Raw genomic sequence first — 12,977 nt, forward strand, 5'->3', positions numbered from 1 at the left:
TTCTGCAACCAACCTCATATCTTCAGTTTTCAAAGAGCAATCTGTACAAGTAAATGATAGCAAACATGTTGGCCTATGCCAACCGACATTCATCTCCCACCTAAAGTTGGTGTTTCACACCTTCACATTTTTGAGGAAGGAGTCTTCTGTCGGAAAACGATAAAGAACAGGCTTATTTATCCGAACTTAAGGTGTTTGTTGTACAAAGTGAGAAGAAGGACAGCTTTTTAGAATATATCACTAGCCATTTGAGATTATCCTTCCTTTCATGCTTTTTAAATCATGTTAGCTCGTAAAGATTCAATGCGTGCCCTTTGTTCCTATCCTTTCTGGATCGTATATGAGGGCAATAGAGGGGGGAAATAACAAAATGAGTTTAATCACTCCACATTATTTGCTTGTAGGCGGATGTTCGAAAGACAAAGTGTTACAGGCACATAAAAAAGCAAAAGAAATATTTAATCTGAATAATGAAATGAATAAATTGATAAGTCCGTTGAAAAGCGACTCCTTTTTTATACTTTACGACGGCAGCCATCACAGATGGAAAAATGAAGATGAATATATGAAGGCGAAAACGGCATATATTCAATACCTTGTAGAGTCTGATATTCAGTTTGTAGAAATGGCAACACAAGAATTGATTTCTTGAAAGCATGCAAAAGGTCCAAAAAAACTAGAACAGCACATCTATCATGTAGAAAGAAAAAAACGGTGCATCATTAATCAGCTAATCAATTGGGGAGTTTCAAGAGGCTCAACTTTATTTAGGTGAATCAGAAGAGAACTTGGATTATCTAGTCAAAGCGTTTTTAGGTGTATATAAAAACGTGAGAATTTAAGAGCAAACGATGAAAAACATTTCGTTTTCACGTAATAAATTATGTGGTGCTAGAGTTGACAGGAGCATGAGATTAAGGACGAAATAGTCCTATCACCTAATTAATATAAGGCGAATAAACTAGGGATACCACTCCATGTCCACCAACTTAAGAATCTTTACTAGCTCCACGTTATTCTTTCTAAAAGACTAAATAGAAAGGATGACCGTTTTTTTACTAGATTTTTAAGTTGATGGACATATATAGTGACTCCTAGGAGTTGATACATATAAAAAAGAGCTCATGTATATACAATTTTTAGAAAATAAACTACCAGAATCTTAGAACTTATATCAAACCAATAGCCGTTTATCAACAAGAGTAAAGGAGCGGTGATTATGACAACAATTTTAGTATTAGAAAATGATATAACCATCCGTAGTTTTATTACATTGAATATGAAGCGTGCTGGTTTCAATGTTTTAGAAACCGATACAGGTGAAAAAGCTCTTGAGCTTTTAGAACAGAATAATGTTGATATTGTAATACTTGATGTTATGTTACCAGGAATAGATGGATTTCGGGTATGCAAAAGCATACGAAAAAACAATGAAGATATAGGTATTATTATATTAACGGCACTTGTTCAAGAGAAAGATCAGGTACACGGTTTGACAATTGGGGCAGATGATTATATTAAAAAGCCATTTAGTATAATTGAATTAGTAGCACGTGTACAATCATTGCTAAGAAGAATTCAAAAAAATAAAAAGGATTTGGAATTGATTCATTCGGGGCCATTTCAATTAAATCTTCTGCTAGGAGAATTATATAGGAATGAGATAGTAATTGATTTAACTCCAACAGAGCATATTATTTTACGATATTTAATGGAAAATTCCATGAAACCAATTTCACGTAATGAACTCTTAAATAAAATATGGGGCATAAATTGTGTAGGTAATACAAAAGTCATCGATGTGAATATCAATCGTCTTCGTCAGAAAATCGAAACTAGTCCTTCTAATCCTGAGTTTCTCCTTACGGTACGAGGAAAAGGATATAGATGGAACGAAAACAAACATTGCAACTAATTTGGCAGGAAATCGATTCGCTTATACATTTTTTAATTACAAAAGTATTTACAAAACTTACAAAAACTATTTTTACTATTGAAAGCATTTTAATATTAGTGTTAAGAAAACAAGTTTTTTGTGGATAGTTTGTTTTCTTTCACCCTTACAGAACTGTCATCTTTATGTAACGTTATTAGATAGTTAATTTAGCTTTTAAATTTAATAATAGGATTATAGCAATCAACAATAACTTTTTAAAAATTATAGGAGTGTGTTAATAATGATCGTAACAACAACTAATACTATTCAGGGTAAAGAAATTATTGAGTATATAGACATCGTAAACGGTGAAGCAATTATGGGTGCAAATATCGTACGCGACATCTTCGCTTCTGTTCGTGACGTTGTAGGTGGCCGTTCTGGTGCTTATGAAAGTAAATTAAAAGAAGCTCGTGACATTGCCATGGAAGAAATGAAACAACTTGCAACGCAAAAAGGAGCAAATGCAATTGTTGGTATCGATGTAGACTACGAAGTTGTTCGTGATGGAATGCTAATGGTTGCAGTAAGCGGTACAGCTGTACGTGTCTAAATAGCAAGTAAACTATAACCTAATTGGTGAACTGCAACTCTACTTGTTAGACATAACTAACAAGTAAAGTTGCAGTTTTTTATAGAAAAATATTCTTTAAAAAAAATTAGTTACATGTGGTTCTGGTGAATAGTTAATATGTATCAAACAAGTCGATACATTAGGTTTAGGATTTACACAATCGCTATTAACTATTGGAATTTCTGGCCTAGCCCAAAAAAGATTCTTGCGAAAGTACATGAAGGGAATCAATTCCTTGGTAAAGGTCAATTTCTGCTACTAGAAATCGCTGATTTGGTTAAGACAAGATACCTAAGTACAAGCATATGGTTAGAAACCATCAAATATGATTTTAGAATTATGTATTATATGAAAAAGCCAAATGCAACATTTTCAGATGAATTAAAGGAAGTAAAAAAAAGAGAATAAGAGTGTCTCAAGCATACCAGGGTATGTTGAAAAATAAAAAACTAATTAAATCAAAAAGATGATGCAGAATAAATTATTAATATTATAAATATATATCGATTCAAAAGGAGATGTTTAGTTTGTTAAATTATGAAAAAGACGCAGAAGTTTTTAAGGCATTAGCTCATCCAGTAAGAATTGAAATTTTGAAACAATTAATTATAAGAGGGGCATGTAATGTAACACAAATTGTAGGTATACTGGGTATCCCACAATCTACTGTTTCACAGCATTTAGCAAAGATGAAATCTCAAAAATTAATTAGAAATGATAGAAAAGGATTAGAGGTTTACTATAGTGCCCAAAACAAAACTATTAATTCCATTGTTGAAATACTACTAGATTACAAATCTACTAATTGTAAGTAGAAAATAATAATCTTTGTTCCAGAACCCCCTAAGTCAATCAAGGATTCTGAGCGGATTGATGAGACGTATGTAAAAATTAAAGGTCAATGGATGTACTAATACCGTGCTGTTATTTAAAGTTAATACAATTAATTTTCATGTTTCAAATACGTCAATGACTCCTTATGATTGAACTACCCCCACTTTTACTTCTTTTAGAAGAGGGGGATTCCTAAGTAAAGAGTTAGGATATCTCCACAGTCCTTGCGGTTAGAAGCCTTATCGCTTCATTCTTTAGATTGATACTTGCGTTATAAACATTTTCAGTCTTCCTTCTTTTTAATTAACTCTTTTACAAAACCTTTTACTTTCTCTTTTTCTACCTCACTACATTTTATTTCTTCAAATTCAGTTAGGTTTATATGGATCTCTTGTAATAGTTCATAAATATCTTTCATACTATCCCACATCCTAAATTCTTTCTTATTTTGATTTTTTATGCAATTAAGAAAGTGAATCTAAGGCATATTTAGTAAAAATTTATTATTTATATATTATAGAAATATTTCATTTGTAATATGTAACGTTAATAATGGATAGACAATTTCTTATACCTTATATAACGTATTAAACAAAGTGATTTCTCACACTTACCACAAATTTTTTTTTAGATCGCATACCATACGATTCCATGGTAACAAAAAATAGACATTTTCAATTACTCCCCTCTATATTTGTAAATATTTACTTGATTGAAAAATTTCTTTTTAAGTGTCACTATTTGTATATCGAATAATTACTGAAAATTGAGAATTTTATTTAAAAAATTTTGAATATGTCTTTCTTGAAAAAAACTGTGATAATATTTAAAAAAACGATTTGAAGTTAATATTACCCACCCTATTTTTAATTGAATTATTTTTTCATTTGAGTATCCTTACCTTATTTACTTCCTATTTGTTAGTTTATTGTATTCTGTTCTATATATTTATTTTTTAATGCGGTTGTTTAAAAATAAAAAGGTAGTCAGTCTGCAATATCTAAATAAATTAATTAGATGTTAAAGGGGGAAAAACATTGAAATTGAAAAAAACTGTAAGTTCATTAGTATTAAGTGCTGCAATACTTGGTTCAGGAGCAACAGCAGCATTTGCTGCAACACAAAATGTAGGGGGGGGAACATGGAATTATGGAACCGGTGGTGGTTCAGTTTGGTCAAATTATTACCACGGAAGCAAAGTTCACAAATCTTCAGTAATCGGACAATATTATTATAGTTCTCCATGGACGAACCCAGGTTACACTTCATATGCAAGTGCACCTGATACAGCTGGTGTAGATGAATCTTATTGGTCTGTTAAATAAAAAGTAAGAAAAATCCTAGAACTCGTGGGTTATTACCTGCATGTTCTAGGATTCTATTTTATGGCACTTAAATACATATAGATAAGTAAATTATTTTTGTTAATATTTGAAGACAAAGAGTATTCTATCTTCATTTGAATTTTAAATGAAAATAGAATACGGAAAATGGAGACTGGTATGAAAAAAATATTAATTACATTAGTACTTGTAGCCTATGCTGTATCTTCATTTGTATTTACTAAGCACTTTGAAAAAAAAGAAATGGTAAATATTAATTTTTCTGATAGAAATGGAATTCAAGTGGTTGAATTGAATAAAGATGAACGTCCGGAAGATAAACTGAGAAAGATTGAGGAATTATCCAAAAAGGAAAAAATCAACATCTATAAATTATCATATAAACCGATTAAAACTTCAAAAAAACAAAAAGTAATTATCTATGCAGCTATAGGGGATGAAACACAATTCAAACAAAAATATCCACTAGAATGGGGAAAGATATTCAATCAAGATCATTCCGTAGCAAGTTATTTGTCATCAAGAGATACGAAAGATAAAGAGCAGGTTGGAAAGATAAACATATTTTCACCTGAACTTATGGTAGAAATTAAACCTATAGAAGCGGCAAAAGATGAAAACTTGAGAGGCGCTTATTTTGTTGATAGTAACAATCCAAACGTTGTTCAAAAGGTAAAAGAGAAATTAAATACCAAAATCGGGTTCAAAACAGAAGAGTCAGAACGAGCAGGTACTATGAACATCCTAGAAAATCAGGGAGTTGATAAGTACTTTATTATAGTTCTTACTATAGTTCTGTTACTCATCTTCCTGAGTTTCTTATATTATATATTATTAAATTATAAAAGTTTGGCAATTAGAAAACTGTTTGGATATACGGATAGAGAACTAATTTTTAAGCATCTATTAAAAGAAAGTATTCAAATTCATACGTTATCCTTAATGGTAGTTACTATAGGACAAGTAATATACTTGTTTTTTTATAATGGGATGAGTAAATTCTTAGATTTTGGTAGTACATGGATTGTGTGGCAATTAATTTTTTCAGGTATTTCTATTCTAGTTAGCCTACTTCCTTCTTTAATGATATATCATATAAAAATTCTGGAACTATTAAAAAATAAAAAACCATTAAAACTAGTTCAATTTTTAAATTATAGTTCAAAGTTTATCTTTTCGATTTTTCTAATTATCTTCTCTTTTAATCTTATAAATTATTATCAAGATCTATCTGTACAAAACTCTAACCAGGAAAAATGGGATACAACAAAAAATTATAGTTTTTATGAATATCAAAGTAATATTATAGGTGACCATACAAACTGGGAATATGAAACTGGAATTAAAAGCAAGAAACTATTTGGAATAACTAACCAAAAAGGGGCTTTGCTTATAAAACCATCAGATGGTATCACGTACAAAAAACAGTTAGAGTATAACAATTCTTTAAACAATACTATAGGAGATGTTAAAGAGTATGATCCTCACGGCGGTAACACCCTTCAAGTGAATTCTAATTATTTACATGATAATCCAGTTTATGATTTTAATGGTAAAAAAATCAATATCGATGCTGATTATGGTGATTATTTAGTTATATTAGTTCCCAATAAATATCGCAACAACGAAGCTGATATTTTAAAAATGTATAAAGAATGGTATCAATTCACAAGGTTTATTGATGAAGATAAACATAAGGAAAGCATAGGAGAAAAAATTGAACCACATAAACAGGTTGAAATTAAACTTACCTATATCCAAGATAACCAAAAACATTTTTTGTATAATCCTATGCTAGAGGTTAAAAACCAAAATTATAGCAAGGATGCTATATTGATTGTTGTTAACTCAGAAAATATGGGTGGAGACAGCTATTTAAGTTATTTAACTGGGCGTTATTTTTTCCCAAAAGTAGATAATCCAAGTCAGCCTTATAAAGAATTAAAAGAAGACATTAAAATCTCAGGTCTTCAAGATATCATTCTTACATCGCCGTCATTATATAGTATTGTAGATGATTATCTCTTTAAATTAAAAAGCGAACTTCAATTTACGCTTCTTTTTGTAACATTATTACTTAGCATAGAGATTATTATTACTTGTTTTACAATTTTAAATTATTTAGAAAGAAATAAATTTATTCATGCCGTTCAAAGAATCAATGGCTTTGATTTTTATAAGCGACACAGTAAAATCGGTTTTCTCTTAAGCCTTTTTTGGTTAATAATTTATTTAGGTGCATTAACATTTAAATTAGCAACTTATACAATTATTTCACTTATAATTCCAGCTTATTGGTTAGTTGAATTATTAATTGTTTATTTCATCATTCGATTTGTAGAAAAGAAGAAAAATAAGGACGTATTAAAAGGAGCGTAGTTCAAGTGGAAATTGAGCTAAAAAATATATCTAAGAAATATGAAAATAAACAAGTGCTTGATAATTTTAATTTGGTTGTAAATAAAGGAGAAATGATGGCAATTACGGGTCAAAGTGGAACCGGAAAATCAACGCTATTAAATATAGTAGGTCTTTTAGAAGAACCAGATTCTGGAGATGTAATCATACAAGGAATAGAAAACGCTTGGAAGAGCGAGAAAAAACAAATCGAGCTTTTTAGATATACAATAGGCTATCTCTTTCAAAATTATGCATTAATTGATAATGAGACTGTGAGCAAAAATTTAGATGTAGCACTAGAATATGTTAAGTTACCTAATAAAGATGACAAGAAAAAAGAAGTTCTAGAAAAAGTTGGGCTACTAGACAAATTAAACAGTAAAATTTATCAACTTAGTGGTGGAGAACAACAAAGAATAGCATTAGCTAGGCTCATGTTAAAAAAGAATGATATCATCCTAGCAGATGAGCCAACTGGATCATTAGATGAAGTGAATCGGGATCAGGTGCTTAGTATATTAAAGTCATTAAATAATGAGGGAAAAACAATTCTAATTGTTACTCATGACCCTGAAGTGTCTAAAATATGTACTAACGTTGTTACACTATAAATTTTGAAAATAAGGTATTAACGGTTATGGTGCAAAAATTTCAAAATAACTGTAATGAAAAATCCCCCATAGATCTTATACCTATGAGAACTGCCTAAGGGTATTTCATATTTGACTTAGTTCTATTGTAATGGGCTTTCGCCATACATGAGAAATATAAAGATCCAAAAACTAACTCTCATAACAAGAAATTCTTTAAACCTTTGCTGAAAGGAAATGTACGCTTATCTAAAAAAAAGAATGCTCCTTTAAATAACAAAAAGGGCATTCTTTTTTTATGGAATCTTTATTCTCCAGTATCCAACTTCATTTTAAATGAGGATTTAGCCTTTTCTAGTAGATGTCCTTTAAATCCGAGTATGAAAGGTTTAGTTTTTGTGCAACTATTTTAATTAACGCAATTTCGTGATAAGCCTAAAACCACATGCCCATCAACTTAAGAAAGTAAATACCCCAAAACGAGAAAATTGGCATCTCCAGATAAAAATATACAATTTTTTTGTTTTGGGGATGTTTCAAAATATTAGCTTGATAGCAAATAAAAAACAGATTTCAGTTTCTAATTCATATTAGAAGTAATGTGCCTATTTCTTCTGTACTTAAACCATTTAATTTTATACAGGTTTCTAGGGATAGATTATAGGAATATTAATTTGGCTAAAAGTCAATTATGGAGAATTAGTGAAAATAAACAATAAAATCACCATATGAAAGACTTTTGTAACATTTACGTAAGAGATTTGAAAGGTTTTTAAATTAAGATAACCTTCCGAACGTAAGATTCGGATTAATAAATAGAAAAATAAAAAATGAGGAATGACGTTATGAATGGAAAAGAAACAAAAAAGGTAAAAAAGATCCTCCCTGTAGGAATTGGAAAGAAGGTAATCCCTGCAACAGCAGCATTAGGTATTCTTTTTTCTATGGCTCCTGTTGGAGAAAATAAGGCTAGTGCAGGGATAGGTGCTGTAGTAGATATAACTATTACTGTATTAGGTGCTGTAGCAAACACTTATGAAGCACTTGGAATAAGCCCAGGGGATCGAGACCCAGGCACTCACATTGATGTATATGCAGAAAATGAAACTTACCAGGCTCCTAGTTTTACATCTGGGGAATTTAATATTTCCATGTATCATACAAAAGGTGATTTGAATTTTATTAAACAAGTTAAAGTACGTTATCCAAATGGAAGAATTGAAACTCATCAACTAAAATCTGGGCAGCAGCTTAAAATTACTGAAGCAGGTGCAATTATAGATTTAAACCCTAATGCAGCAAATATCTCAGAACACGATCTTCTTTACATTACACAAGCACAATTAGACGAAGGAAAGACCGGAGTAGTGATAAATCAAGGCCAACATGCATTTGTAGAAAAAGCATCTGGTAAAAACCCAAGGTTTCTTGGTCCACTTTACAAAAAATATTCCGGTGACTCCTTTGGCGATTGGACGGTGATTGCTAGAAATTCAGATTACCTATTTGATCAGATAGCAAATAAATTATCAGATGAGCAAAAACGATTGATAACATTGACTTCAAAGCCAGTATCTAAAGATGTCCTTGACAACTATGTTAATAATGACCCTAAAGCTCGTGCAGATTTTTATGATCGATTATCTGATGTATTGGCGGAGCGTACTAACGTTCTAGAGACATCTATTGATATAGAATTCACTAACCTAAATCATGGTAACCCTTATCAACTTATCCCTTATAAAAAAGGAACGAATAAAGTAATCGTAAAAACAGGTTCAAAATACCTTTCAGGAAAAGAAGAGAAAGATCTTCGATATTCTGATTCACTTGGTGACGATGAAGTATTCGAACTCGTTCAAACAGGAAATTCTTCCAATGGTCAATTTCAATTCCATTTAATAAATAAAAATGGCGTACGTTTGTCTGGGAATTCTTATGTCCAACAGTTCGGTTCTGATTGGAGTTTCAGTTCTGAACTTCGTTTTGCAAAAAGCAACAATGAAATTAACAATTGGTTAATAGAGTGGTATCCGGGTAAGGAAAATGAGAGACAGAAGTATGACAAAATAGAAATTATAACTGATGAAAAGGACCCTACTAAATATCGTGCAAAAGATTCCTCTGGAAACGTGATAAAGAACAGTTGGGTAAATCGAGATAATGCGTATTCCTTTGCAGATGCTGATGGAGTTCTCATGACAGGTTGGCAAGAAATTAAGGGGAAGACTTATTATTTCTCATCGCCTTATGGCTACATGGTTACTGGAGGTGGAAGTGATTCACAGATTGAGAATACGTACTACCACTTTAATGATGACGGTGTTTTACAACGATCAACCTGGAGAGGAGAGAACTATTCCGATGCTTCTGGTACATTCGTTAAAGAAGGCTTGAAAGATATAGATGGTAAAATTTATTATTTCCAAAATTACAATATAAATAAAAAGGAAATACGTCTTGAAGATCAAGATGCCATCCTTCACTTTTCCGATAAAGGTGTGCTTGAGAGAGTTTCTAATCTAAAGGGAGAAGTTATAAACAGCGTTGTTAATGTTCCGTTTGACAACAAAACATTAACATTTAATAACGACGGTTCAATTTTTAAAACAGGTATCAACAAAAGAGAGAAAATAGTAGAATATTATAGTTTAGAAGATGGACCTTTCTATACTGGTTGGAAAATGATAGACGGTAAAAGATATTACTTCAAAAATGGTCGCAATTATACGTTCAATGCTCATGAAGATATTGATGGAAAAAGATATTATTTCCATGAAGACGGATCAGTTAACCGAGCAGGGTTTGAAAAAATTGATGGTAAGCTATATCACTTTGACAATAACGGAGTAGTACAAACGGGCTGGCAAACTATCGATAATAAATATTATTACTTCGATGAGAATGGGGCAGCTAAAACAGGATGGTTCCAAGTTGGTGGTGGATATAGGCCTTGGCCTCTTGCATATGGATACCTTTGGTATTGTGCTAGGGAAGATGGTTCCCTTTATGCAGACGGTTGGTTTAAAATCGACGGTAAAGATTATCACTTTGACCAATGGGGACATAAAATGTAATAACATAATGATGGTTTGAAAATTTAGCCTATACGTATAAAAATGGATCATGACATGGACTGAATATATTTTCCATGTTATGATCCGTTTTTATCTTTTCAGATATACTCCTTCTTATTGGTTCCCGATTCGATTCTTTGAGACTGAATAAAAAATTCGAACTAGACTTAATTTCACTTGAAGCTAAATATATATTGGAATTTATGATGAAAGAAATTGGACCGCATGTATATAATCAAGATGTAGAAGATGCATGTAAAACATTACGTCCTCAGATGGATGTTATTGAAGAAGAAATTTACGTGCTACAAATTCCAATAAAATCGAAGTGATACACCCGAGCCACCTTTTTTGTAGAACAAAAAGGTGGCTTTTGTCATCTCATAAATCCTTAACGTAGGAAAATCAGTTATTCAATTTTTTTAAAATTTCTTAGCTTAGGTTTTATATCATTTAGTTGGCGGGGACCCCGAAGAGAAATTGGTAAAAGCACAGAGTGGAGATGTCATCTAATCTATATCATATTTTCGCTTATAACTATTTCTAATTTTTACTTTCGATACATTTTTTTACTAATTTTGGTTAAGTTATTTTCAAAGAGGTTATTGCTAATTCCATGGGTATATTTATATATCAATATGCCTGCTTTTGAAAATAGAAATTTCTTAAAAACTATATGTAACTTCTTTCTGAAAGGAAGGGTATTATCAATTGAAACCATATGAAAAAATACCTGATGAATCCATAAAATCTTTACAGGATTTAATGCAATTACTAAAAAAATCTAAAGATTTTATAACATTGGAGATCGCTTCAAACAATTCCTCTATAGTCATTTCATATTTTAGAACATTAATCGATATAAATATATTTCATGAAGAGGTTTTAACTTATATAAAAGAGAAGAGCTTCGATTCATTACAAGATATTCAGTCTGTCTTACCCTTTGAAAATTCAAAAGTAACAAATCAAATGAAAGATATTCAGGATAGTATTTTAAACGGCTATATATTTATTCAGTTCGATACAGATAAATTAAATGGCTTGTTAATAAATGTGTCAAAGAAAGAAAAAAGAGATATTACAAAAGCTGAAAATGAATACAATATCGTGGGTCCACAAATCGCGTTTGTTGAAGATTTAGATGTAAACTTAAATTTAGTACGTAGAAAACTTCCAACACCTTATTTACAAATGAAGGAATTGAAAGTAGGCTCTCTATCTAACACAACCGTTGCAATTGTATATATTGAGGGAATTGTAAATGATCAAAATCTACAAGAAATTATAAAACGTGTGAGTCAAATAAAAACAGACCATGTTTTGGATAGCACGTATTTGATTGAGTTAATTGCAGACAATCCTAATACTATATTTCCTCAATTTTTGAATACAGAACGTCCAGACCGTGTAGCAGCTGTATTGGCAGAAGGGAAAATTGCACTTTTTTTAGATGGCTCACCTTATGCTATCACCCTTCCAACAACATTAATTGACTTTTTTTCTACGACAGAAGATTACACCATGCCTTGGATTATTGCCTCATTTTTTCGACTGTTAAGGCTTTTTGCTTTTATGTTTTCTGTTTTAACGACTCCATTATATGTTTCGATCTTAACATATCATTATGAGCTTATTCCAAAAGAACTTCTTGAAACGTTAATCATATCGAGAAGTAAAGTACCTTTCCCTCCACTAATTGAAGCACTTTTTTTAGAAATAACGATTGAATTACTGAGAGAAGCGGGGACACGTTTACCAACTAAAGTGGGTTTAACGGTCGGTATAGTAGGGGGTATTGTAATTGGACAAGCATCGGTGGAGGCAAGTCTTACAAGTAACGTACTTATTATCATTGTTGCACTTTCAGCTCTTAGTTCATTTACAGCACCAATATATCGAATTGGTAATACAATTCGAGTAATTCGTTTTCCTTTTATAATAGCTGCACACCTCTTGGGGTTATTAGGAATTGTTTTAACAAGTTCTTTTCTTTTAGCACGCTTATTACGTACAGAATCATTAAGACGTCCTTATTTGTTCCCTTTTTATCCTACACGCCCTACAGATTGGAAAGACAGCATTATACGTATGCCAATCTCAGCGATGTTCCGACGTCCAATTTTTTCAAGATCTAAACAGCGGTTTCGTTTTGATCCAGAAGAGGTAGAGAAAAATAAAATCATATCACGAAATGATTTTGATGATTGAATTTAACAGGGA

The 12,977-nt window shown here is 31.3% G+C and carries 12 protein-coding genes and 1 pseudogene; 12 read left to right on the forward strand and 1 reads right to left on the reverse strand.

Going from position 1 to position 12,977, the window contains the following annotated elements; genetic code table 11:
* The first annotated feature begins 370 nt into the window (after positions 1 to 370).
* The 6 genes and pseudogenes from G9F74_RS26960 to G9F74_RS26985 all read left to right on the forward strand — a co-directional run.
* Positions 371 to 652 (forward strand): hypothetical protein, encoded by a 282-nt coding sequence (locus tag G9F74_RS26960; RefSeq protein WP_016107134.1) that lies wholly within the window; start codon positions 371 to 373, stop codon positions 650 to 652.
* A 567-nt stretch (positions 653 to 1,219) separates the two neighbouring features.
* A complete protein-coding gene (locus tag G9F74_RS26965) occupies positions 1,220 to 1,915 on the forward strand; it encodes a response regulator transcription factor (RefSeq protein ID WP_000207761.1) in 696 nt (231 codons plus the stop codon).
* Positions 1,916 to 2,177: 262 nt separating this feature from the next.
* A complete protein-coding gene (locus G9F74_RS26970) occupies positions 2,178 to 2,489 on the forward strand; it encodes a heavy metal-binding domain-containing protein (protein ID WP_000637486.1) in 312 nt (103 codons plus the stop codon).
* 138 nt (positions 2,490 to 2,627) lie between these two features.
* A complete protein-coding gene (locus G9F74_RS26975) occupies positions 2,628 to 2,918 on the forward strand; it encodes a hypothetical protein (protein WP_000285048.1) in 291 nt (96 codons plus the stop codon).
* 119 nt (positions 2,919 to 3,037) lie between these two features.
* Positions 3,038 to 3,325: an ArsR/SmtB family transcription factor gene (locus tag G9F74_RS26980; RefSeq protein WP_016107136.1), complete on the forward strand. Its 288-nt coding sequence runs from the start codon at positions 3,038 to 3,040 to the stop codon at positions 3,323 to 3,325.
* Positions 3,326 to 3,355: 30 nt separating this feature from the next.
* A pseudogene (locus G9F74_RS26985) lies at positions 3,356 to 3,421 on the forward strand (IS6 family transposase); the annotation flags it as partial.
* 206 nt (positions 3,422 to 3,627) lie between these two features.
* Here G9F74_RS26985 and G9F74_RS30270 read toward each other — a convergent pair.
* Entirely contained in the window at positions 3,628 to 3,762 is a 135-nt protein-coding gene (locus G9F74_RS30270) for a hypothetical protein (RefSeq protein WP_000653177.1), read from the reverse strand.
* Between the two features lie 619 nt (positions 3,763 to 4,381).
* On the opposite strand from G9F74_RS30270, the gene G9F74_RS26990 reads away from it, so the two are divergent.
* The 6 genes from G9F74_RS26990 to G9F74_RS27015 all read left to right on the forward strand — a co-directional run bounded on the left by G9F74_RS26990 (position 4,382) and on the right by G9F74_RS27015 (position 12,965).
* Positions 4,382 to 4,669 carry a lactococcin 972 family bacteriocin gene (locus G9F74_RS26990; protein ID WP_000768886.1) on the forward strand — a complete coding sequence of 96 codons (288 nt, stop codon included), beginning with the start codon at positions 4,382 to 4,384 and terminating at the stop codon, positions 4,667 to 4,669.
* Between the two features lie 177 nt (positions 4,670 to 4,846).
* Positions 4,847 to 7,066: a DUF1430 domain-containing protein gene (locus G9F74_RS26995; protein WP_165406342.1), complete on the forward strand. Its 2,220-nt coding sequence runs from the start codon at positions 4,847 to 4,849 to the stop codon at positions 7,064 to 7,066.
* A gap of 5 nt (positions 7,067 to 7,071) precedes the next feature.
* Positions 7,072 to 7,698 carry an ABC transporter ATP-binding protein gene (locus tag G9F74_RS27000; protein ID WP_000402084.1) on the forward strand — a complete coding sequence of 209 codons (627 nt, stop codon included), beginning with the start codon at positions 7,072 to 7,074 and terminating at the stop codon, positions 7,696 to 7,698.
* A gap of 824 nt (positions 7,699 to 8,522) precedes the next feature.
* The gene (locus G9F74_RS27005; RefSeq protein WP_131202446.1) at positions 8,523 to 10,754 is read left to right on the forward strand and encodes an N-acetylmuramoyl-L-alanine amidase family protein; all 2,232 of its coding nucleotides are present in this window, start codon (positions 8,523 to 8,525) and stop codon (positions 10,752 to 10,754) included.
* A 137-nt stretch (positions 10,755 to 10,891) separates the two neighbouring features.
* Positions 10,892 to 11,086, forward strand: a complete 195-nt coding sequence (locus G9F74_RS27010; RefSeq protein ID WP_206776944.1) for a DUF2164 family protein — start codon at positions 10,892 to 10,894, stop codon at positions 11,084 to 11,086.
* Positions 11,087 to 11,465: 379 nt separating this feature from the next.
* On the forward strand, positions 11,466 to 12,965 hold the full coding sequence (locus tag G9F74_RS27015; protein ID WP_016107140.1) for a spore germination protein: 1,500 nt from the start codon (positions 11,466 to 11,468) through the stop codon (positions 12,963 to 12,965).
* Positions 12,966 to 12,977: the final 12 nt, after the last annotated feature.

Source organism: Bacillus sp. EKM202B, assembly GCF_011066025.1.
In the GTDB taxonomy this organism is placed as follows: domain Bacteria; phylum Bacillota; class Bacilli; order Bacillales; family Bacillaceae_G; genus Bacillus_A; species Bacillus_A toyonensis.

Excerpts from the sequence above, each read along its gene's own strand:
- G9F74_RS26960 (WP_016107134.1), top strand. The coding sequence starts at position 371 with ATGAGTTTAATCACTCCACATTATTTGCTTGTAGGCGGATGTTCGAAA.
- G9F74_RS26965 (WP_000207761.1), top strand. The coding sequence starts at position 1,220 with ATGACAACAATTTTAGTATTAGAAAATGATATAACCATCCGTAGTTTT.
- G9F74_RS26970 (WP_000637486.1), top strand. The coding sequence starts at position 2,178 with ATGATCGTAACAACAACTAATACTATTCAGGGTAAAGAAATTATTGAG.
- G9F74_RS26975 (WP_000285048.1), top strand. The coding sequence starts at position 2,628 with ATGTATCAAACAAGTCGATACATTAGGTTTAGGATTTACACAATCGCT.
- G9F74_RS30270 (WP_000653177.1), bottom strand. The coding sequence starts at position 3,762 with ATGAAAGATATTTATGAACTATTACAAGAGATCCATATAAACCTAACT.
- G9F74_RS26995 (WP_165406342.1), top strand. The coding sequence starts at position 4,847 with ATGAAAAAAATATTAATTACATTAGTACTTGTAGCCTATGCTGTATCT.
- G9F74_RS27005 (WP_131202446.1), top strand. The coding sequence starts at position 8,523 with ATGAATGGAAAAGAAACAAAAAAGGTAAAAAAGATCCTCCCTGTAGGA.